The organism is Sinomicrobium pectinilyticum (assembly GCF_003725735.1).
Taxonomy (GTDB): domain Bacteria; phylum Bacteroidota; class Bacteroidia; order Flavobacteriales; family Flavobacteriaceae; genus Sinomicrobium; species Sinomicrobium pectinilyticum.
On record NZ_RJTM01000013.1, the window covers coordinates 56,727 to 78,085 of the forward strand.

A 21,359-nucleotide genomic window follows, 5' to 3' on the forward strand; every position below is an offset into this window, starting at 1 on the left:
GTTGCGTTTGCAATGATTTCTAAGGTATATTTGCCTTCAAAAATTTGAAACATGAATACTTTTTACCGCAAATTATGTAAGGGCCTTCTTTTGGGGCTTGGAGTGCTGATTTCCTCGTGTGAGGATGAAGAGATCATATCGGGCTATCTTGCGCCGCTGGATATGGAACAACAAGTAAATCTGGTCTATGGGACACAGGCAGAGTTGGACCTGGCGGGAGAGCTTACGAAAGATCAGCATGTAAGTTTTGAAATTACTTTTGAAGAAACGGAAGACCTGAAAATTACGGATGATGTAACGCTCCGGGATGTTTTGGAGCGGTCCGTGACTTTTAATTCCGGATCAGGCAAAATCGAGATAGACACGAAAAATCTATATCCCAACGCCATGCAGTCGGAAATATCAGGGGCCATACTTCCCGGGACGTATCAGGTTACGGTAAGTGCTCATTCTTCCGAAGGTTTTAAACCGGTACAACAAACATTTTCCCTGAAGGTCCTTCCGGCCAAACTTGAAATTGAAGAAGTGGATAATACCGAAGCCATTCCTTATGCGTATGCTTTATATGACCAGGGAGAACTGAACTATTCCCTGAAAGTCCCTGATTTTTTTACTTCCGATATGTCCTGGGAACTTCACATGAACGGATGGCCCGATCCGAATATAACGGTCCGGGACCATCGGATCATCGTAAGGGAAGGGGCAGGAGATGAAGAAAAAAAGACTGAATGGACCTATGACCTGATCCCTTCACTGAAAAAAGATGGCTTTACAGTGGCATCCAGGCAGTTCCGGGTAGTGCTTTTACCGGAAATGAAATTTTTTTACGGGGCCTATTATTCGGAGTACGACCTGTCTGTGACGTTAAACCAGCTCTATATAGGGCTTTACGATGCCTTTGAAAGTAACCCTCCGGTGTTTTACCCGGAAAAATACAAGCAGAGTTTTGAGATCCTGGCGATAGAAAAGGACGGGGCAGCTTTTGGGAATGAAGACAATATTATCGGTATAAATGAGGAAACCGGATTGGTTACGGTAGCACATAACCATGTTTTGGAACAGGGACGATACAAGATTCGTGTGCAGGCCAATTCGGTCACCGGCCTTGTTTTTGAGACGGAATTAACCCTGATTATGGAGTCCGTATCGGAAGACGATCACCATCATTAACATCTTTTGCCGTTACGGTATACAACAAGAGGTTGTCAAAAAAGTGAAGACAACCTCTTGTTGATAACAGGATATTTTTGCTTACCGGAGCTCCCGTATCCAAATATTCCTGTAACTGACCTCACTGCCGTGATCCTGTAACCGGACAGGGCCTTCTCCGTGGGGTTCGTTCTTAGGCCACCCGATATATTCGGTTGTACCTTTTATTGCTACATGGTCCTGAACCAGAATACCGTTGTGCAGTACAGTTACGGTAGCAGGTTTGGTCTTATTGCCCGCTTCATCAAATTCCGGGCCGTGATAAATAATATCGTAAGTATTCCATTCCCCTGTTTTAACGGAAGCTTTGGCCAGGGGCACGTGTTGTTTATAGACGGCTCCTACCTGCCCGTTCACGTAGGTATCGTTATCATTGTTGTCCAGGACCTGTATTTCATAACGGTCCTGCAGGAACACTCCGCTGTTTCCGCGGTTTTGTCCGTCCCCTTTTATTTTCTCGGGAGATTTCCACTCCAGGTGCAGCTGTACGTCACCAAAGCTTTTTTTGGTTTGTATGTCCCCTGCTCCGGGTTTTACAGACATACTCCCGTCCCTGTTCAATGTCCAGGAAGCTTTGGAGGAGGTTTTTGTGCTGACCCATTGATCCAGGTCCTTACCGTCGAACAATACGATAGCGTCGCTCGGAGCGCTGTTTTCGCTTGCAGGGGTTACTACGGGCGGAACGGGTTCGTAAAATTCGGTTTCCTCCGGTTTTGTGGGTTCTTTTTCACCTTGTTTTTCCTGTCCACGGGTGTACATGCTTCCGAAGAGACAGATGGTAATAAATATGTGTGTCTTTTTCATCTTTGTTCTTTCTTCGGGCATTATAGTTCCTTGATCTTTATGTTCCGGAAAGAAACGCCGTCGCCATGATGCTGTAGCCCGATTTTTCCGGTTTGATAGGCACCGAAACCTTCCCAGCCGTTAAACTTGGACTTTTTAATCATATTCTGCCATGCTTCACCGTGTACCGGGAATTTAACAATTTCCACACCGTTCAGCCATATTTTCCCCTCATTGGCATTGTGATCTATTTTCAGGACCATGGTATTCCATTTTCCTGCGACCTTGGCTACATCTTCGGAGGGGGCAACCATATCATACAGGGCACCTGCCTGATGTGTTTTTCCGGCTTTGGCATCGGGATGCCTTTCATTGTCCAATACCTGTACCTCCGGGCCGGTCTGGTAAGGTTCATGTAATTCCGGGATTTCCTTTACACCCCAGAAGACACCGCTGTTCCCCCCTTCGGAAATTTTCCATTCGAGGGAGAGTTTAAAGTTGGTATAATCTTTATCGGTAACCAGGTTTTTTCCACCGGTTTTACTGTTGTTATCCGGGGTGAGCACCATTGCACCGTCCCGGATACTCCATTCGGGGGAGATCTCATCGGCATTATAACCGTGCCATCCGTTAAAGGTCTTGCCGTCAAAAAGGACTTCCCAGTCCCCTTCTTCTTTTTTCTCCTGTTTTTCCACACCGGCCGTTTCTTTTTTTGAAGCGGATTCCTGTGTATCTTTTTTGTTTGCCTCTTTGCAACCTGCCAGGAAAACCAGTGCAAGGGCGAAATAACTTATCTTCTTCATGTTAATATATTTTTTAGCTAATTAACGGGGCGGGGTATTACCTAAGACAACCCCAGGATTTTTTTTAATTTTTCATCATCCGTGTCGGCACCTGCGAAATCGTCAAATGCCTTTTCCGTGGCTTCTATGATATGGCTCTGAATGAACGGGGCGCCTTCCCGGGCTCCCTGTTCCGGTGATTTTATACAGCATTCCCATTCCATAACGGCCCATACGTCACATCCGTACTGGGTGAGTTTGGAGAAAATGGTCTTGAAATCCACCTGCCCGTCTCCGAGGGAACGGTATCTTCCCGCCCGATCTCTCCAGTCATTGAACCCTCCGAAAGCTCCCTTTTTTCCGGTAGGGTTGAACTCGGAATCCTTAACATGGAAGGCTTTTATAAATTCGTGATAATGGTCTATGTAAGCGATATAATCCAGTTGTTGTAATACGAAGTGGCTGGGGTCATATAATATGTTTACTCTTTTGTGGTTGTCGGTAGCTTTCAGGAACCTTTCAAAAGTATCGCCATCGTGCAGGTCTTCGCCGGGGTGGATTTCATAACATACGTCCACATCGTTTTCATCGAAAGTATCCAGAATGGGTTTCCAGCGTTTTGCCAGTTCTTCAAAACCCATTTCCACAAGTCCGGGCGGACGCTGTGGCCAGGGGTGTGCGGTGTGCCACAGGAGGGAACCGGAAAAGGTAGCATGTGCCTTAAGCCCTAACCGGCGACTGGCAACTGCGGCCTTTTTTACCTGGTCTACAGCCCATGCTGTCCGGGCTTTCGGGTTGTTTTTATATTTGTCCGGGGCAAAATTGTCGAACATAACATCGTAAGCAGGGTGTACCGCTACAAGCTGTCCCTGAAGGTGGGTAGAAAGTTCGGTTATTTCCAGTCCGTAGGAACCCACTTTTTCTTTGAGTTCATCACAGTAATCCTGTCCTTCCGATTCGTCTACGCTTCCCGCTTTATCCAGGTCTATCAGGAAAGTTTCGGGAGTGGGTATCTGAATACCTTTATAGCCCAGTCCGGCGGCCCAGTTACACAGACCGTCCAGCGAATTGAAAGGCGCTTTGTTGTCTACAAACTGTGCCAGAAATACGGCAGGGCCTTTAATTGTTTTCATTATGATTATTTTAATTTAACTTTTAATAGAGTTTGTTTGTGTCTCCGGGAACCTTCGGTTAAATGCTCACCCAGGCAGCGTTGTTCTCATCGCTCTTTACTGCGGCATGTATGAACTGTACTCCTCTGACACCGTCACTTACCGTGGGGTAATCCGGGTTCTCAAAGGGTTTGTTTTCCAGTACGTTCATAAGATGCCTTCCGAAATTCCTGTAAATGGTGGCAAAAGCTTCCAGGTATCCTTCGGGATGCCCTTTAGGTATCCGGGAAACGGCTCTTACTTCATCGTAAATGGAATTCCCGTCCGGTGTAAATGTCTGCTCCGGCTTGTCCACCCATTTGGCGTACAGGCGGGTAGAATCTTCCTGGTTCCACTGAATGCTCCCTTTGCTGCCGTATACACGTATAGCAAGGTCGTTTTCTTCGCCCACCGCGATCTGCGAGATGGACATGGTACCTTTTGCACCGTTTTTCATACGGAACAGGATGTTGCCGTCGTTATCCAGGACCCTGCCCTCACCGATTCTTCCGAGATCGGCTGCAAGTTCGGTAATGTCTGTTCCCGTGATGTAAGAAACCAGGTTTTCGGCATGGGTGCCTATATCTGCCAGCGAACCTCCGACACCCGATTTGGCGGGGTCGGCCCTCCAGGGTTTTATGGCGGCCTGTTCGTCGAGTTCGGCAGCCATCCAGCCCTGTAAATACTGAACATGGATTTTGCGAATGCTCCCAAGATCACCGCTTTCCACCATTTTCCTGGCCTGTTTTACCATGGCATTGCCTGTGTAATTATGGGTCAGGGCAAATAAAAGTCCCGTTTCCTTTACGAGTTTTTCCAGGGTTTTTGCTTCTTCTACGGTAAGTGTCATGGGTTTGTCACATACCACATGAAACCCGTTCTCCAGGGCCATTTTTGCAGGCTCAAAATGAAGGTGGTTGGGGGTGACAATAGCTACGAAGTCCATTCGTTCTCCTTCGGGCAGTTCTTTCTCCTTTGAGATCATTTCCTCAAAATTGCCATAACACCTTTCTTCAGGAAGGTAAAGCGACCTTCCGGTTTCTCTGGATTTTTCCGCAGTGCTGCTGAAGGCGCCACATACGAGTTCTATCATACCATCCATGGCAGATGCTTTTCTATGGACACCGCCCATAAAAGAACCGATTCCGCCACCGATCATACCCATTCTTAGTCTTCTCATTTTGCTTTGTTTATTTTTTAGCTGCTTAATTCACCGGTTATTTTTGGCTTTTGATGATCCCTCAAAAGCCTTTGTTGAGAGCGTGCCTAAAAAGTACAAAATATATGTCGAAAATTAAATATGTTTAGCTGCCTTTAACCTTAGAAGCACCTAAAAAACGTTTTTTATACACTTTCTCTTCGGTGAAAGAACTTTTTATGAAAAATTATTCGGAAAGCTTCCGTAATGCCGGGCTTATACTTCTACCCAGACATTCCCTTTTTTATGGGACTCAACTACTTTTTCAATAAAATTCATACCGCGAACGCCATCGTTTATAGTAGGAAACTCACCGGGATGGTATTTTTCGTTCCGGATAGCTCTGGCAACTCCCTTGTAGATATTGCCCATGGAATCGAAAATACCTTCGGGATGCCCGGGAGGCAATTTACTGCCGTCCAAAGACAATTGACTGTTATACGCGTGTCCGGGCTTTAATACTTTTAACGGGCCGTCTTCGGTGAGGTGATAGAGGTAATTGGGGTTTTCCTGTTCCCATTTCAGGCCTCCTTTATTGCCGTAAATACTCACGGTAAAGTTGTTTTCTTCGCCGGTAGCGATCTGGCTGGTGCGGATAAGCCCTTTTACAAATTCGGAGAAACGCAGAAGTACAGTACCGTCAACATCCATTTTATTATCACTGTACACGTAATTGAGGTCCGCAAGTATTTCTTTTACTTCCATTCCGGTCACGTATTCTATCATGTCAAAAGCATGCGTACCGATATCGCCTATACAACAACTGATCCCGGATTTTTCGGGGTCGAGTCGCCATGTGACAGCACGTTTTTCCGCATCGTGGATGATAGGGTTGATCCATCCCTGGTAATACTGTACATCTATCTTTTGTATGGTGCCGATCATCCCGGACGCGATCATCTCTTTCATTTGGCGCACCATAGGATACCCGGTATAGGTGTAGGTTACTGCAAATATGGTTTTGGATTTACCGAGGATCTCTTTCAGTATTTTTGCTTCCTCATAGGTGGTGGTCATCGGTTTTTCGCAAATGACATTGAACCCGTTTTCCAGCAGCTTTTTTGCCATGGGAAAATGAAGGAAGTTGGGTGTCAGGATTGAAATCACCTCCATCCTTTCGGTTTCGGGGAGTTTAAGTTCTTCTTCGATCAATGTGTCGAAGTCTCTATACACCCGGTTGGTAGGAATACCGATTTTTTCGGCAAAGCCGATATTCTGTTCAAAATCAGGGTTAAATACGCCGCCTACTAATTGGTAACTATCATACATGGAGGAAGCAACCCGGTGCAATACCCCTATTAACGAATCGCCACCCCCTCCGAGAATTCCTAATCTGATTTTAGTGCTCATTTTTTAGTTAGTATGTTATTGTTGTGTTTAAAATTAAAATAAAAAGGATTACTGGAAAAAATGGAATGAAAATCCGGATGATCCCGGATTTTCGTTCTTTAATATATTATCCGTAAATGAAGTGTCCTTCATTGTTGGTTTTTCTTAAATCATAAATACTGCGGTCCCGTATACGGTCCGGAAAAGTTTACGAATTTTTGTATTCCACTTTTTCGTTCCGGAATAACAGGACAAAAAGCACGGATACGGCAAAGGCAAAAATAGCAGGAAAGATCCATATGTTCTCCCAGTTGTGAGAACCATCTGCTGCGAGGTACGTATCGGTAATCTTACCGGCTACCCAGAATCCGATAAGCATACCCACACCATAGGTAGCCAGGGTAATGAGTCCCTGTGCCGCACTTTTGTATTTTTCTCCTGCCTTGGTATCTGTATATATCTGACCGGAAACAAAGAAGAAATCATAACAGAGGCCATGTAACGCAATACCCGTAAGGAGCATAAACGCAAGTTCTCCGGCATTGCCGTAAGCAAATAACAGGTAACGTAGTGTCCATGCCAGCATTCCGGCAAGGATGGTCTTTTTGAAACCAAACTTTTTAAAGAAAAATGGCAGGAGCAGCATAAACAAGACTTCGGATGCCTGGCCCAAAGCCATTTTCTCCGTAGGACTTTCCAAACCTGCTTCCGTAAGGAACGGGTGAGTGTTCTGATAGTAGAAAGCCAGGGGAATACAAATCAATACGGAAGAGATAAAGAACATGAGGAAGTTCTTATCTTTTAACAGTTTCAGGGCTTCCAGTCCGAGTACGTCAGACAGGGTGACTTTTTCTCCCTTGCTGACTTTAGGAGGAGTTTTGGGAAGGGTAAAACTGAAAATCCCCAGTATTGCGGAAGCTACCGCCGTCATTAAAAAGGTGTTTTTCAACATGCCGTTTTCCACACCTTCCGCAGAGTCCCAATGGAACACCCGGCTTATAAGTACTCCGGCAATGATCCATCCGATGGTACCGAATACCCGTACGAAAGAGAACTCCTTCGCAGGGTCTTTCATTTGATTAAAGGCAACCGAATTTACCAGTGCGAGGGTAGGCATGTACAAGATCATATATCCGAGAACATAGGGATAAAAAGCAGTGAATTCGGTAGTACCGGCCATTTGGTACATGAGAACGGCACCAATGAGATGAAGTATTCCGAGAATGCGCTCCGCATTAAAATATCTGTCGGCAATAAGTCCTATAATAAAGGGAGCGATAATGGCACCCCAGGATTGTGTGGAGAATGCCTGGGCAGATTGTCCTGCGGTTGCGTCCAGGTTATGCCCCAGGAAAGTTCCCAGGGAGACAAACCATCCTCCCCAGATGAAAAATTCGAGAAACATCATCAGGGAGAGCTGGAATTGTGTTTTTTTATTCATAGATGGTTAAATGTTAGATTTAAATATGAGATTCAGATGTCGGATGAGTTGCAAACAGATATGCGGGAGGGCTAATGTCTGAAGCTATGAAATTTGTTTTGCAGCATTGATCAGCAGTTTTTTAGTGGCAAGAATGCCTTCCTCTTCACTGAGCCTTTCCCCTTCATATTCTACACCGATATACCCGGTATAGCCTGCATCTTTAACAATTTGCAGCATTTTTACGTAGTCTATAGTTGTTTCGTTCCCGGCTTCATCGAAATCATATGATTTTGCGCTTACAGCTTTGGCGAATGGCATTAATTCCCGTACTCCTTTATATTTGTCGTACTCTTCCACACATGGTGCTCCCCAGGGTTCACCGTTTTCCCTTTTTATGCAGAAATTACCGAAATCGGGGAGTGTGCCGCAGTTTTTCATGTTCACTTCCTGCATAACTTCCGCCAGTAGCTCACCGTCAGAGGAAAAACCGCCGTGGTTTTCTACCAGTATGTTCACACCGGATTTCGCGGCATATGTGGCAAGACCGGACAAGCCTTCGGCAGCGTATTGTTTCCAGGCCTCAGGGTCCTGTTCACCGAAAAGGTTTACCCGGATGGAGTGGCAACCCAGTATAGCGGCTGCATCTACCCATTTATGATGGGCTTCAATGGCCCTGGTCCGTTCTGTTTTGTCCCTAACCCCGAGATTGCCTTCGGCATCTACCATTATAACGAGGTTTTTTATATCATTGTCATTACTGCGTTTGTTGAGTTCCCTGGCAAGATTATAGACAGCCGCAGCGGAGCTGGAATTTTTTTCCAGTTCTTTCCGGTATAATTGGCTTACGTATTCCAGTCCCTCAAATCCCCATGCTTTTGCTTTCTTTGCAAAGTCCAGCGGGTCGAAACCTTGTTCCATTATCATTCTGTGGATGGACCACTGTGCCAGAGATAATTTAAAAAAAGGAGTGCTTTCTTTTTCAGCAATAGCTTTTTCCGGTGTTGCAGACAGGGACTCTTTATCTTTTTTAGGGTCTTTGCAAGCATATAGTCCCAGTAACGATAAGGCTATACCGGCTTTACCGGAATTCCCGATAAAATTTCGTCTGTTCATTATAATCGGTATTTTGATTTAAGAATTGCTAAAATAATAAGTTTTAAAAGTAATATGTATTTATCTTACAAAAAAATTTATCGAAAAATATATAAAATTTATATATTTGAAGCTTACTCTAATATAAAAACAAATTACGAATAATGGGCACTATGTACTATAATCCTCCGCAGGAGGAATACGATGCTATTGTAATAGGCACCGGAGTGAGCGGCGGATGGGCTGCTAAAGAATTGTGTGAGAAAGGCTTGAAAACCCTGGTACTGGAGCGGGGGCGCATGGTAAAACATATAGAAGATTACCCTACGATGCACCTGGACCCCTGGGATATGGAAAACGGAGGGGCCCCTACACAGGAAGATCTTCGCAAGCAGGCAAAACAGGCGAGGACCGGTTACACCGTCCGCCAGGATACCAAACACTTCTTTGTGAACGACCTGGAGCACCCTTATAATGAAGTAGAACGTTTTGACTGGATGCGTGGATATCATGTGGGAGGACGCTCTATTATGTGGGGAAGGCAGAGTTACAGGCATGGTGACATTGATTTTGAAGCGAATTTAAAGGAGGGCGTAGCCGTAGACTGGCCTATCCGTTATAAAGATATAGCACCCTGGTATGACTATGTAGAGAAGCATATAGGGGTGAGTGGTGAAAAACTGGGCTTACCTCAATTGCCGGACGGGCAATTTCTTCCGCCTATGGAACTTTACTGTGTGGAGGAAGACCTGAAAAAAGCCATGGCCAGCAAATTTGATGACGGAAGGTTATTAACCATTGGCCGGGTAGCACATATAACCGGAGGGCAGTTTGACGGAAGGAGCCACTGCCAGTTCCGTAACCGTTGTGCCAGAGGATGTCCTTTCGGAGCCTATTTCAGCAGTAATTCTTCTACGCTTCCTGCTGCCGAGCGTACCGGGAACATGACACTTCGCCCGTTCTCTATAGTACATGAAATTATGTATGATAAGGATAAGAAACGTGCTACCGGAGTGAGGATTATAGATGCGGAAAGTAATGAAACTTATGAATTCAAAGCCAAAGTGATCTTTGTTTGTGCTTCTGCTATCGGGTCTACCTCAATCCTGATGCAATCCAAATCCGAACGTTTCCCGGAAGGAATGGGGAACGATTCGGGAGAACTCGGGCACAACCTGATGGACCACCATTTCCAGGTGGGGGCTTCCGCAAAAGTGGACGGCTTCGAAGATAAATACTTCAAAGGCAGAAGGCCCAACGGGTTCTATATCCCGAGGTTCCGCAACCTGGGAGGGAATACTGATAAAAAAGACTTCCTCAGGGGTTACGGCTACCAGGGTGGCGGCGGAAGAGGTGATTTGACTAATACGGTAAAAGAATTATCTTATGGTAAAGAGTTGAAAGAGCTAATCCTTCAGCCTGGTGGCTGGGGTATTAATATGACTGCCTTCGGAGAAATGCTGCCACACCACGACAATAAGATGTTCCTGGACTATGAAAAGACAGATAAATGGGGGCTGCCAACCGTAACTTTTGATGCTAAATTCCGTGAGAACGAATTTAATATGCGTAAGGATATGAAACAGCAGGCCATAGATATGCTGGAAGCTGCCGGATTTAAAGAGATAAGACCTTATGACAATCCCGGGGCCCCCGGTCTCGGTATCCATGAAATGGGAACGGCACGTATGGGAAGAGATCCGAAAACCTCTGTGCTCAACGGAAACAACCAGATACACGCTGTGCCTAACGTATATGTAACTGACGGTGCGGCAATGACTTCCGCCAGTTGTGTTAACCCATCCCTGACTTATATGGCCCTTACTGCAAGGGCAGCGGATCACGCAGTGAACGAACTGAAAAAAATGAATATTTAAAACAAATGCCATGCAAAGAAGAGACGCGATAAAAAATATAGGACTTTCTTTGGGGTTTGTTGCTGCTACCCCGACCTTGTTAAGCATACTTCAAAGTTGTACGGGAGATCCTAAAGTGGAATGGACCCCGGAATTCTTTACACCTGAGGAAGGTAGTATATTGTCTAAAATGGTAGATATTATCCTTCCGAAAACAGAAGACCTTCCCGGAGCTGCAGAACTGAACGTACCGCAGTTTATCGATAAATATATCAAAGAAGTGTACAGTCCGGAGGACCAGAAGCGGGTAAAGAACGGAATGAAAGCTTTTACCGATAAACTTGGGGTGAGTGCACAGGACCTTCCTAAAGTGAAGGAAGAAGAAATTGAAAAGGTCATAGCTTCTTCCCTTAAAATAAATGCGGATCAGAGAAAGGATATGGAAAGAAAACTGCGGGAATACAAAGACAGCGATGACGGGGCTTCTCCGGAAAATGAAGATGTCCTGGTTTTTGGTTTTGTAAAGGATATACGCGAAAAAACTATTGCCGGGTTTAAGATCAGTGAATATATAGGAGAGGAAGTCCTCGCTTATGATCCCATTCCCGGAAAACAACAGGGCTGTATTTCCCTGGAAGAAGCTACCGGAGGGAAATTGTGGTCTTTATAAAAGTATCCCTGTCCCGGATTTTTACATGTCCGGGATAGTATCCTACTAAACCAACCTATTGTGAAAAGAAGAACATTTGTACAGAATTCTCTTATGGCAACCCTGGGAGCTTCGGTGACGACCACCGGAGCTTTCGGTCTTGCCGGTAATACCGAAGGGACAAGACAGGAAAAACACAAATTCAATCTTAAATATGCGCCTCATGAAGGCATGTTTAAGCACAATGCCGGCGGGGATATTATTTCCCAGCTCGAATACATGGCGGAGCAGGGGTTTACTGCCCTTGAAGATAACGGCATGAGCGGCCGACCGGTTAATGTACAGGAAGCCATAGCCAAGACCATGCAGGACCTGGGTATGGAAATGGGGGTATTTGTCGCCCATAAAATATACTGGACAGAACCGAATCTCACCAGTGGGGATGTGGGAAAAAGGGAAGAATTCCTGGCGGATATACGAAAGTCCGTGGAAATAGCCAAGAGAGTAAATGCCAAATGGGTCACTGTTGTTCCGGGATATAAGGATTTCAGGAAAGAACCGGGTTATCAAACGGTAAATGTGGTGGAATCCCTTAAACAGGCTTCCGGAATACTGGAGCCCCATGGTATAACTATGGTACTGGAACCTCTGAATTATATGAATCACCCGGGATTGTTCCTGGAGAAATCAGCACAGGCCTACGAGATCTGCAAAGCGGTAAACTCGCCTTCCTGTAAGATACTTTACGATATTTATCATCAGCAGATAACCGAGGGAAATCTAATCCCCAATATAGAAGCCAGCTGGGATGAGATCGCTTATTTCCAGGTAGGGGATAACCCGGGAAGGAAAGAACCGACGACCGGGGAGATCAATTACAAAAATATCTTCAAATATATCTACGATAAAGGATTTCAAGGTATTGTAGGTATGGAACATGGAAATTCCAGACCGAACGGAGAAGGCGAACTTGCAGTGATTGAAGCTTACAAAGAAGTGGATAATTTCCTGTAGGCTTTCCGGAACAAATCAAAATTATCTGCCTGCGATCCCCATAATATATTATTTCCGGGGATCGCAGGCAGATAATTTGTTTATGGACGGCCCTGAAAAAGCATTAAAACACGCCCCACCTATTTACGGATTTATTTTTTCTCCCTGTGTAGTATATGCTCCTGCCTGTTTGCTGAAAAGATTATTCTGGTCGGAAAGGACGATGCCTTTTGTGTGGTGGGAAACCAGTTCCTGTCAGCGGCGGCCAGTATAAAAAGGCCTTCTTCATCTCCCATAACAGTAAAATGTTCCTGGGGAGGTTGTTTCGGATAGGTCTCTACACCGTATTTTGCCGTGATTTCGGATGCAAGATCGGGTACATTTCCGGTGACCAGGCCTATTTCACTGATATTGAGTACGGACAGACCGTCGAAGTCACGATCGGATGTTTTCTTACGGTCATACCGGGTAATGTACTCCAGTATATTGCCATTGTTATCCCGAAAGTAAAAGGATTTGGCATTCCACCTTGAGAAATCTGCTATGGTTTCATTATCTTCATCAGACACGAAGAGTATACCCACTTTTCCCTTCATGAGAGAATGGGCTTCTTCCAGCTTGTTGTTGGGAATATCGAATGCAATATGGTACACCGGGTTTAATTGCTCCGATTTATTAAAAACGAGCAGGGTTTCCCCCGCCTGTATGTGTAAGGATGTATTATCGGACCGGACCGGTAAGCCCATGATATCGGCGTAAAAACCGGCCGTTTCTTCTAAATTATCCGCACTTAAATGTATTTCTTTCAGTTTCATGGCTTATCGGGAACAAGTAATGCGTTAGCCTGGGCATAGAGTAAAAGGGCAATTGTTTTTCCGTCTTTTATCCTGCCGTCCGTAATCATCGCCATAGCCTCGGAAAAAGGGATTTCCAGTACCTCTATATTCTCGTGTTCGCTTTCTACGCCACCTCCGTCACTTACTTTCATTTCTCTGGAATATTCTCCGGTGAAAAAATAGATGATCTCTGTTACGGAACCGGGTGACATGTATGCTTCAAATATCTTGCAGACCTCCCTGATCCTATAGCCGGTTTCTTCTTCTGCTTCTCGTTTAATACATGCTTCGGGGCTGTCCTCATCTAACAGGCCGGCACAAGCCTCTATCATCATACCTGTTTCGTTACCGTTCAGATAAGTAGGCATACGGAATTGCCGGGTTAATATAACGGTTTGTTCTTCTTTATTGAACAGCAGGATAGTGGCCCCGTTTCCACGATCGTATGCTTCCCGGCTTTGTGGCTGCCATTCCCCGTCTTTGTTTTGATATTCAAAAGTAGCCTTCTTTAAGGTATACCAATTGTCAGAGAGGATATCTATCTTCAGATCCCTTACTTTGGAGTTGCCCATAATTTTCTCTTAATTTACAAAAAATTATCCCTCTTACCCGGGGAGAGGAAGAGGGATAAAAACAGTATATTTTAAAATCCGGTCTTAGAGTGTTCTCAGGAACTCTGCGATTGCTCTGGCTTCATCCTCCGAGAGGTTCTGATTAAGCATCAGGGTTCCGTTATATTCTTCTACAAGCGCCTTTGCTATAGGATCTTCCTTTTGCATTTCATCCGGGTTGAGCATCATGTTCATCACCCATTCCGGGCTTCTTCGTTCATAGATACCTGTCAGAGCGGGACCTATAAATTTCTGATCAGTTTTGTGGCATGCCGTACATTTTACTTTAAAAGCTTCCTCACCTTTGGCAGCCAGGTCATTGTCTATATCCCCGAATTCTACTTCCTTAATAGGACCGATACCCTTGTTGCTCATATCTACCGGAACTTTGGAAGCCTGGGCTCCCGACTTTTCCGATTTCTTTTCGGTCTGGGTCCTTTCGTAACTGAATTTTTCCTTTTTCTCTTTTTTCTCTCCGCAACTTACCAATATCATGGCAGTGCCCAATGCCATTGTCAGCAATAATTTTTTCATTTTTTCTGAATTTTTGCCCATGCTCCCCGGATCGGACTTTGGAAATTATCGTGTACTTCTTTCCAGTGTCGCTGCCCCAGGCAACATTTACTGTTCATCTGGTTTAATACCCTGCCGGAAACAGGGTTAACGAATGTATTTATCCGGCTTTTGGGTTATTTATGGTTTTAAGCCACTAATATAGGTAATAAAACAGATTTTAGCTGCCGTTTTTAACATATTTTAAAAACCTTTTTGTGATTTTTGAAATATTCGCGACCCCAATTTTATGTCATTTGGGGCAAGGTTGCTTTTGTGGTTCCTGCCGGGACAGTGTTGTCCAAAAAGCCTTATATTTACCATATATTATGCATGCATAACGTCAAAAAAAGGAAATTATGTATTTTAAAGAATTTGATATACGGTGGAGCGATATAGATGCCAACCGTCACCTGGCCAATTCGGCCTATATCAATTTTATGAGCCATACGCGCATGTCGTTCCTTATCGAAAACGGGCTTACCCAAAAGGAGCTGGCCAAACACCGGATAGGCCCGGTGGTATTCTATGAGCATATTTATTACTTCAGGGAAGTATTTGCAGGACGACCCGTAAAGGTTTCACTGGAACTTGCCGGAATGAGTAAAGATGGCAGTTTCTTTGAGTTTCATCATAACTTTTTTGATGAAAGGGGAAGGAATTTTGCACATTGTGAAATGATGGGGGCCTGGATAGATATGGAGACCAGGAAACTCCGGGGGCTGCCTTCAGAATTCATACATATCCTGGAAAGCCTTCCCGAAACCGAAGATTTTAAAGTACTTACCAAAGAGGACACCCGTAAATACGGTAAGGTACCGAGGGATCTCGATCTTTAGTAAGTACTTGTCAGGAATTCTTCCCGGAGGAGCTTATTCCGTTGCAAAAATTTTCCCCAGATGTTCTTCCAGAATGAAATAGGGGTCGTTAGTATCTGTTACTGACCGGATCTGTATAAGGCTGGTCTTGCTCATCATGCGAAGCATTTGCCGGCGTTCGCACTTCACGATTCTTCCGTTTTCGGTGCGCTGGCCGGCGACAAAAGCACTTCTTCCGTGTGCACACAAATGGTTGTTTACAAATACGATATCTCCCGATTCTGGAATAAAATCACTGTTTATAAGGGGCTTGGCTTCTTCCCAGAAAGCCATCAGGTTATCCATGGCTTCAGGGCTCTGCCCGGCATGTTCACTGAATATCTGCTCTGCGGCATCGAATCGTATAAACGGAAGCTCCTTGTTTCCGTACAATACCGATGCAGTAGGCCCGGTACCGGAATTTTTCTTGTCCGAATAATTGGCATCTTTCGGACATTGATAAATAGGAGCAAATAGTTTTTTTAATGTAGAATTTATTTTTCCGTGAGACCGTATGGAGTATAAGGTGGAAGGGACCTTTTCTTCATTTCTCAGATAAAGAAAGCTCAGAAAATCGGCCTGGTTTAATAAAAAGGCATCTTCGGTATGGACGTAGAGATCGGTTTTAGAACCGGCTCCGGTCTGTGTTGAACTCATCTTTTCGTCGGGAATAATGGCGTGTAATAATCCCCCGCCTTTTCGCTGAGCATAATACTGCACGGGTTTGGACGGGACTGCGCCGTGCAACAGGGAACAGATAAATCCGTATTTACGAAGTTTGGAGTAATCGGCTTGCTGCCAGTTGGGAGGAGTGGGGCCTAGGTTTTCCTGGTCTATCTCCACCAGTCCCCGGAAGATAAGAGCACCGTACTGGTCTGCTGAAAAATCTGTCCCGAAACGACTTAGTACCCTTGTGATACGTTCCGGGAGCAATTGGTAGGCATGGAGGTGCAGTGCCGATATATAGTCCGGGTTATCGTAATTTTTAAATGCTTTCATAAGAAGGTTCCCTACACCGGAAAGAACATTTCTCTCCTGAGGAGTCACTTCAATAATAAGGGGTGCCTTGGGGGCAATAAGGTCACGTGTACTGGATTGGGCAGCCTGCTCAATACCATAAAGAGGTTGTAAGTCCATTTTTCAAAGCGTTTATAAATGTTAATTGGCATTTCAGATGATTTGTGGTAAGTGGGATTTTTTATTTGTTATTAGTTGGTAAATAGCTGTTTACCCGTATTTGATATAAAATATTTCATATTTGTTTTTGATTTATACATTAATGTTTATAGATTTGTTTTTAATAAGTCTAAATAAGTATTGATATACACAAATATATTTTAATAAGTCTAAATAACAATATTTAATTTGATTTTTTTGTCCCCGCTGAAAATCTTGCTTAAGAAATAACTGTATCTACTATGATGTACTATCGCGAATCATCTAAGGAATTATCGGATATTATCCGGAATCGCCGCAGCATTTATGCCGACGAATTTGTCAAAGGGGATATTCCGGATGCTCTGCTTGAAGAGATCTTGGTCAATGCCACCTGGGCCCCCACACATAAAATGACGGAACCCTGGAGGTTCCTTGTTTTCAGGGGGAAATACCTGGAGGAGTACGGGCATTATATGGCGGCTTATTACCGCGATTATTACAGTAGAAATCTTTCGGGAGAAGCATTGGATGAAAAATTGTCTTACCTGAAACACTATCCCCGAAGTGCAGCCTGTATGATAGGGGTGGTCCTGGTGCGAAATGAAAAAATAGGTCTTCCGGAGTGGGAAGAAATAGCCGCAGTATCATCTGCCGTACAGAATATAGCGCTTACCTGTACCGCAAATAATATCGGGAGTTACTGGAGCACCAAAAGTGTAGCTATAGATTATGTCTCCGGGTTCGGCCTGGCTCCTCATGAGAAATCATTGGGACTGCTCTATCTCGGTTACCCTTCGGAGAACAGGACGCTGTCCAGGAAAAAACGAAGTCCCCTGTCAAAAAAAGTCACCTTTCTGCCCTGAATCTTACCTAAACTTAAACCTTACAATCTTATGAACAAAACACTATGGAATAATACTGAAGTTTCTCCGGTGATAGAAGCCCCGGGGGAAGACCTGTATAAAGATATCTTTCACGAGTTGTCCGGAGAGGAGTATAAAGAAGCCATCCGTCTGGCCGGTGAACGGGTTTCCGGCTTTTTGAAAAACAACAAAAAGCCGTTTAGCGGGATCAAACCTGCAGATATCCGTGAGATGGTAGAAGACATCGATCTCGCTACTCCCTTACAGGATTATAAACGTTTGTTTGATGAGGTAGATGCCTTGTATGTACAACATGCAACTGCTTATCATTTGCCCGGGTATATTGCCCATTTGAATTGCCCTGTGGTAATTCCCGCTCTTGCCGCAGAAGTGCTGATAAGTGCTATCAACTCTTCGCAGGACACGTACGATCAGAGTGCCGGCGGAACTTTTATGGAACGTAAGCTTATTGCCTGGACCGGGGAACAGATCGGTTTTTCCCCGGATTGTGACGGGATTTTCACGGCAGGCGGTTCGCAAAGTAACCTGATGGGCCTGCTCCTTGCCCGCGATTATTTTGCTTTGGAATACCTGCGCTGGAACATTAAGCTGGACGGAAACCCTCCTGATGCGGGGAAGTTCCGGGTTTTTGTTTCCGAAAAGGCACATTTCAGTAATCAAAAAAATGCTTCGATAATGGGACTTGGGGAACAGGTGATAGTACCGGTAGCAACAGATTCCCGTTACCGTATGGACCCCGATGAACTGGAGAAAGCCATCCTCAGGGAAAAAGAGCGTGGGAACATCCCCATAGCCATCACGGCTACTGCGGGGACCACCGATTTCGGAAATATAGATCCGCTTCAGGGAATAGCCCGCATTGCCCGTGAACATCATTTGTGGCTGCATGTAGATGCAGCGTACGGATGCGGATTGCTGTTAACCGATAAGTACAGGCACTTGCTTCGGGGAATCGAACAGGCCGATTCGGTAACTATCGATTATCATAAATCCTTCTTTCAGCCCATCAGCAGCAGTGCGTTTATTGTACGTAATAAACTTCATCTGAATATCATAAAACACCATGCGGATTATCTGAATCCCAAAGAGCAGAATTACGATGAACTTCCGGCGCAGATCAACAAGTCCATTGTGCAGAGTACACGGAGATTTGATGCGCTTAAACTCTGGTTTACCCTTCGGTACCTCGGAAGAGAAAAACTGGGGCAATATACCAATGCCATTATAGAAACGGCCAAACAAACCGCGAAGGAACTCGACCGTGATCCCGATTTCGAATTATTGTGCCATTCGGATATGGGCGCATTGGTTTTCCGGTATGTGAAAGGCGTACCTCCATCGGAATTTTGCACATTGAACCAGCGTATTAAGAAATCCTTATTCTTTAGTGGAGAAGTTTTGCTGGCCAGTACGAAAGTCGAGGGTGAGTTCTACCTCAAATTTACCATTTTCAATCCCCTTACCACCATACATGACATACAAGATATTCTTACCAAAATAAAACAGCAAGGAAATGAACACCTACAACTTAACCGGATTCCGTCAGCAGGCGGAACAAATTAATTTCACCTCGCTCCTGAACAGCTATTGCAGGGAATTTGATAACTGGAGTCGCTATGAAGGCATCCCGAAATACGATCCTTCTCTGGCGGATTATATGAAGACCGCCGGTCATTCTTCTTTTATCCGTTTTGATTTTGCAGATGCTGCTGCTGAGGTTTTTGCCCCTTTGACTTATTTCTCCGAGACCGGGATACACGTTTTTGCCTTTCCGGTAGTGTATCGTCATGTTCCGTCCGACAAAATTGAGGAAATAGGCCCTCTGGAATTCACCGATCTTGCGGCAGCCCAAGCTGCTAAGGATTATCCTGATGCAGATGCGGCATTGACCAAAGAACGGTTGCAGAACAGTATCCGGAATCTTGCCGGGTACCTCGAATATACTGAAATGAATCAGCGGAGTGTAAGCGATCCGGAGCAAACATTCATAGCTTCGGAACAATCATTGATTGCCGGGCATAATGTACATCCGCTACCCAAAAGCCGCGAAGGCTTTTCCGAAAAAGAACTTATGCGGTACTCACCGGAAACCGCGGGAACTTTTCCGCTTCATTATTTTCTGGTCCATCCCGATAATGTCATTTCCGAAAATGCAGACGGGCCACTGCCATCAGAACAGTTACGGGCACAACTCGCCACAGCGGAAAACGAGAATATACAGTTGCTTCTGATAAAATACCCTGATTGGAAAGTGGTGCCGGTACACCCGTGGGAAGCAGTTTACCTGTTGAAGCTCCCCGAAGTGCAGGAAATGCTCGACGAAAAATGCTTGCTCAGCCTCGGGCAGGCGGGCCCCTTATTTACGCCTACCTCCTCGGTCCGGACGGTATATAATGCCGACAGCGAGTGGATGTACAAATTTTCCCTGCACGTCAAGATCACTAATTCTTTTCGTGTAAACTATCCGCATGAACTACACCGCGGATATGATGCAGCCAGGTTGTTGAAAACCGAATGGGGTACGGGGATCCGAAAGGATTTTCCCGAAATTGAACTGATAGATGACCCTGCTTTTATTATGGTTAGCTATAAGGGTAAGGTGATCGATGGTTTTAATACCAGTATCCGTCGTAATCCGTTCAGAGGCAAAAGTGCAGAAAAGAATGTGGGGCTTGTGGCGTCCCTCTGCCAGGACGGTATCGGGGAGCAGGAACCGAGAATACGCAGACTGATGGAGAAGGCGGCGGAATACAGGAAGGAAGGGGTAGAGGATGTGGCGGTTTCGTGGTTCCGGAAATACCTCGATATCACCGTACGACCGTTGATCGGGATGTTCAATAAATACGGCTTCGGGATGGAATTCCATCAGCAGAATATGCTTCTGGAACTCAATGATGAGCTTTTTCCGGAAAAGCTGTATTACCGGGATAACCAGGGCTATTTTTTCCGCGAAGGCAAAATGGAAGAACTCACCGGTATATTGCCGGATTTCGGTAAAGACAGCAGGTCATTTATTGCCGAACCCAGAATGATAAATTTCTGGGGGTATTATTTTTTGGTCAATCATCTTTTCGGATTGATCAATGTGTCCGGGAAGAATAACCTGGTATCTGAGCGCAGGCTTATAGAACTTCTGTATGAATCTTTAAAAGCCGGGGGAGGAGCTGATGAAACCGGACTGGTTTCTCATATGCTGAATAGTGTAAAGCTTGTGGTTAAAGGCAACTTGCTTACCAGCTTGAACAATATGGACGAAGCCAGTGCGCCACGTACCAATCCGGCAGTTTATACTGCTTTTCCCAATCCGCTCAATAAATACTTTTTTTCCGACAAACTGATCTGCCCCCGGGGAAAAGATATTGTTTTCAGCCGGTATTTTGAAAGAGAAGATGTGACCATCACTTTAAGGCCTGTAGATCTGGATCGCGACCTGGAGATGCTTCACGAATGGTTTCACCGGGAACATGCCCTGAAAATATGGCAAATGAACTGGCCCATCCGGGAACTGGAAAAATACTACAGGACATTGCTTCCGGGAGATATGCTGTACAGCTATATAGGCGAAGCCAATGGAGTGCCCACTTTTAATATCGAAGTGTACTGGGCAAGCCGGGATATTGTAGGGGAGTATTACGACGTATTGCCTACGGATTACGGAACCCATCAGCTTATCGCCCCTACCGATCCGAAGCTGAAATATGCCTCTCCGGCCACGCAATCCATGATGGATTTTGTCTTTGGAGAACCAAAGGTGGGGAAAATGGTGGGAGAAGGCGCTGTAGATTCCCTGGCCTCCATGATGAACAAGGCACACGTAGGGTTCAAGATCGAAAAGGTCATCGAAATGCCGCATAAAAAAGCCAATCTCAATTTCTGTTACAGGGAATGGTACTGGGCCAAGTTTCCCGCAGCCAAGGATTTTAAGAACATTCCGGTTTCAGAACCCCAGATATAAAAACAACAAATGATGAAACCGACATGACTAAAATAATCTTT

General features: G+C 45.1%; 19 protein-coding genes. 8 read left to right on the forward strand and 11 right to left on the reverse strand.

Translation table 11 applies throughout. The annotated features are described in order from the left end of the window. Positions 1–51 precede the first annotated feature (51 nt). The gene (locus tag ED312_RS03030) at positions 52–1,170 is read left to right on the forward strand and encodes a hypothetical protein (RefSeq protein ID WP_123214530.1); all 1,119 of its coding nucleotides are present in this window, start codon (positions 52–54) and stop codon (positions 1,168–1,170) included. Positions 1,171–1,251: 81 nt separating this feature from the next. On the opposite strand, the gene ED312_RS03035 is transcribed toward ED312_RS03030, so the two are convergent. The 7 genes from ED312_RS03035 to ED312_RS03065 form a co-directional block, all read right to left on the reverse strand. Next, positions 1,252–1,968: a 3-keto-disaccharide hydrolase gene (locus tag ED312_RS03035; protein ID WP_240643006.1), complete on the reverse strand. Its 717-nt coding sequence runs from the start codon at positions 1,966–1,968 to the stop codon at positions 1,252–1,254. A gap of 65 nt (positions 1,969–2,033) precedes the next feature. After that, positions 2,034–2,795, reverse strand: a complete 762-nt coding sequence (locus tag ED312_RS03040) for a 3-keto-disaccharide hydrolase (RefSeq protein ID WP_123214531.1) — start codon at positions 2,793–2,795, stop codon at positions 2,034–2,036. A gap of 41 nt (positions 2,796–2,836) precedes the next feature. After that, entirely contained in the window at positions 2,837–3,907 is a 1,071-nt protein-coding gene (locus ED312_RS03045; protein WP_123214532.1) for a sugar phosphate isomerase/epimerase family protein, read from the reverse strand. 58 nt (positions 3,908–3,965) lie between these two features. After that, a complete protein-coding gene (locus tag ED312_RS03050) occupies positions 3,966–5,105 on the reverse strand; it encodes a Gfo/Idh/MocA family protein (protein WP_123214533.1) in 1,140 nt (379 codons plus the stop codon). 234 nt (positions 5,106–5,339) lie between these two features. Beyond that, positions 5,340–6,473, reverse strand: a complete 1,134-nt coding sequence (locus tag ED312_RS03055) for a Gfo/Idh/MocA family protein (RefSeq protein ID WP_123214534.1) — start codon at positions 6,471–6,473, stop codon at positions 5,340–5,342. Between the two features lie 187 nt (positions 6,474–6,660). Further along, entirely contained in the window at positions 6,661–7,893 is a 1,233-nt protein-coding gene (locus ED312_RS03060) for an MFS transporter (RefSeq protein ID WP_123214535.1), read from the reverse strand. An 84-nt stretch (positions 7,894–7,977) separates the two neighbouring features. After that, the gene (locus ED312_RS03065; RefSeq protein WP_123214536.1) at positions 7,978–8,988 is read right to left on the reverse strand and encodes a sugar phosphate isomerase/epimerase family protein; all 1,011 of its coding nucleotides are present in this window, start codon (positions 8,986–8,988) and stop codon (positions 7,978–7,980) included. A gap of 143 nt (positions 8,989–9,131) precedes the next feature. Between ED312_RS03065 and ED312_RS03070 the strand changes: the two genes are divergently transcribed. Genes ED312_RS03070 through ED312_RS03080 form a run of 3 tightly spaced genes read left to right on the forward strand, consistent with a single transcriptional unit; the run spans position 9,132 to position 12,486 of the window. Continuing rightward, the gene (locus ED312_RS03070) at positions 9,132–10,844 is read left to right on the forward strand and encodes a GMC oxidoreductase (protein ID WP_123214537.1); all 1,713 of its coding nucleotides are present in this window, start codon (positions 9,132–9,134) and stop codon (positions 10,842–10,844) included. A gap of 10 nt (positions 10,845–10,854) precedes the next feature. Beyond that, positions 10,855–11,493: a gluconate 2-dehydrogenase subunit 3 family protein gene (locus ED312_RS03075; RefSeq protein ID WP_123214538.1), complete on the forward strand. Its 639-nt coding sequence runs from the start codon at positions 10,855–10,857 to the stop codon at positions 11,491–11,493. Between the two features lie 60 nt (positions 11,494–11,553). Beyond that, complete coding sequence (locus tag ED312_RS03080) at positions 11,554–12,486, forward strand: hydroxypyruvate isomerase family protein (protein ID WP_123214539.1); 933 nt, start codon at positions 11,554–11,556, stop codon at positions 12,484–12,486. Between the two features lie 131 nt (positions 12,487–12,617). Here the strand turns inward: ED312_RS03080 and ED312_RS03085 are convergent, their stop codons facing one another. The 3 genes from ED312_RS03085 to ED312_RS03095 all read right to left on the reverse strand — a co-directional run bounded on the left by ED312_RS03085 (position 12,618) and on the right by ED312_RS03095 (position 14,446). Then, the gene (locus ED312_RS03085; RefSeq protein WP_123214540.1) at positions 12,618–13,280 is read right to left on the reverse strand and encodes a VOC family protein; all 663 of its coding nucleotides are present in this window, start codon (positions 13,278–13,280) and stop codon (positions 12,618–12,620) included. Next, the gene (gene nudK, locus ED312_RS03090; RefSeq protein ID WP_123214541.1) at positions 13,277–13,873 is read right to left on the reverse strand and encodes a GDP-mannose pyrophosphatase NudK; all 597 of its coding nucleotides are present in this window, start codon (positions 13,871–13,873) and stop codon (positions 13,277–13,279) included. The genes ED312_RS03085 and nudK overlap by 4 nt, the downstream gene beginning before the upstream one ends. A gap of 84 nt (positions 13,874–13,957) precedes the next feature. Next, positions 13,958–14,446, reverse strand: coding sequence for a c-type cytochrome (locus tag ED312_RS03095; RefSeq protein WP_123214542.1), 489 nt, complete (start codon positions 14,444–14,446; stop codon positions 13,958–13,960). 377 nt (positions 14,447–14,823) lie between these two features. Here ED312_RS03095 and ED312_RS03100 point away from each other — a divergent pair, with 377 nt between their 5' ends. After that, a complete protein-coding gene (locus ED312_RS03100; RefSeq protein ID WP_123214543.1) occupies positions 14,824–15,303 on the forward strand; it encodes an acyl-CoA thioesterase in 480 nt (159 codons plus the stop codon). 33 nt (positions 15,304–15,336) lie between these two features. Here ED312_RS03100 and ED312_RS03105 read toward each other — a convergent pair whose 3' ends face one another. Then, positions 15,337–16,458, reverse strand: a complete 1,122-nt coding sequence (locus ED312_RS03105; protein ID WP_123214544.1) for a Fe(II)-2OG oxygenase family protein — start codon at positions 16,456–16,458, stop codon at positions 15,337–15,339. 281 nt (positions 16,459–16,739) lie between these two features. Between ED312_RS03105 and ED312_RS03110 the strand changes: the two genes are divergently transcribed. Genes ED312_RS03110 through ED312_RS03120 form a run of 3 tightly spaced genes read left to right on the forward strand, consistent with a single transcriptional unit; the run spans position 16,740 to position 21,318 of the window. After that, positions 16,740–17,342, forward strand: a complete 603-nt coding sequence (locus tag ED312_RS03110) for a nitroreductase family protein (RefSeq protein ID WP_123214545.1) — start codon at positions 16,740–16,742, stop codon at positions 17,340–17,342. A gap of 30 nt (positions 17,343–17,372) precedes the next feature. Next, positions 17,373–18,926 (forward strand): pyridoxal phosphate-dependent decarboxylase family protein, encoded by a 1,554-nt coding sequence (locus ED312_RS03115; RefSeq protein ID WP_123214546.1) that lies wholly within the window; start codon positions 17,373–17,375, stop codon positions 18,924–18,926. Further along, a complete protein-coding gene (locus ED312_RS03120) occupies positions 18,877–21,318 on the forward strand; it encodes a GNAT family N-acetyltransferase (protein WP_123214547.1) in 2,442 nt (813 codons plus the stop codon). Before ED312_RS03115 ends, ED312_RS03120 begins: the two co-directional genes overlap by 50 nt. The last annotated feature ends 41 nt before the right edge of the window (positions 21,319–21,359 follow it).

What these genes read in the sequence shown, in the direction of transcription:
- ED312_RS03120 (WP_123214547.1), top strand. Translation starts at nt 18,877, where the DNA reads ATGAACACCTACAACTTAACCGGATTCCGTCAGCAGGCGGAACAAATT.
- ED312_RS03110 (WP_123214545.1), top strand. Translation starts at nt 16,740, where the DNA reads ATGATGTACTATCGCGAATCATCTAAGGAATTATCGGATATTATCCGG.
- ED312_RS03050 (WP_123214533.1), bottom strand. Translation starts at nt 5,105, where the DNA reads ATGAGAAGACTAAGAATGGGTATGATCGGTGGCGGAATCGGTTCTTTT.
- ED312_RS03075 (WP_123214538.1), top strand. Translation starts at nt 10,855, where the DNA reads ATGCAAAGAAGAGACGCGATAAAAAATATAGGACTTTCTTTGGGGTTT.
- ED312_RS03055 (WP_123214534.1), bottom strand. Translation starts at nt 6,473, where the DNA reads ATGAGCACTAAAATCAGATTAGGAATTCTCGGAGGGGGTGGCGATTCG.
- ED312_RS03085 (WP_123214540.1), bottom strand. Translation starts at nt 13,280, where the DNA reads ATGAAACTGAAAGAAATACATTTAAGTGCGGATAATTTAGAAGAAACG.
- ED312_RS03035 (WP_240643006.1), bottom strand. Translation starts at nt 1,968, where the DNA reads ATGTACACCCGTGGACAGGAAAAACAAGGTGAAAAAGAACCCACAAAA.
- ED312_RS03045 (WP_123214532.1), bottom strand. Translation starts at nt 3,907, where the DNA reads ATGAAAACAATTAAAGGCCCTGCCGTATTTCTGGCACAGTTTGTAGAC.
- ED312_RS03095 (WP_123214542.1), bottom strand. Translation starts at nt 14,446, where the DNA reads ATGAAAAAATTATTGCTGACAATGGCATTGGGCACTGCCATGATATTG.
- nudK (WP_123214541.1), bottom strand. Translation starts at nt 13,873, where the DNA reads ATGGGCAACTCCAAAGTAAGGGATCTGAAGATAGATATCCTCTCTGAC.
- ED312_RS03100 (WP_123214543.1), top strand. Translation starts at nt 14,824, where the DNA reads ATGTATTTTAAAGAATTTGATATACGGTGGAGCGATATAGATGCCAAC.
- ED312_RS03030 (WP_123214530.1), top strand. Translation starts at nt 52, where the DNA reads ATGAATACTTTTTACCGCAAATTATGTAAGGGCCTTCTTTTGGGGCTT.
- ED312_RS03060 (WP_123214535.1), bottom strand. Translation starts at nt 7,893, where the DNA reads ATGAATAAAAAAACACAATTCCAGCTCTCCCTGATGATGTTTCTCGAA.
- ED312_RS03105 (WP_123214544.1), bottom strand. Translation starts at nt 16,458, where the DNA reads ATGGACTTACAACCTCTTTATGGTATTGAGCAGGCTGCCCAATCCAGT.
- ED312_RS03115 (WP_123214546.1), top strand. Translation starts at nt 17,373, where the DNA reads ATGAACAAAACACTATGGAATAATACTGAAGTTTCTCCGGTGATAGAA.
- ED312_RS03070 (WP_123214537.1), top strand. Translation starts at nt 9,132, where the DNA reads ATGGGCACTATGTACTATAATCCTCCGCAGGAGGAATACGATGCTATT.
- ED312_RS03040 (WP_123214531.1), bottom strand. Translation starts at nt 2,795, where the DNA reads ATGAAGAAGATAAGTTATTTCGCCCTTGCACTGGTTTTCCTGGCAGGT.
- ED312_RS03065 (WP_123214536.1), bottom strand. Translation starts at nt 8,988, where the DNA reads ATGAACAGACGAAATTTTATCGGGAATTCCGGTAAAGCCGGTATAGCC.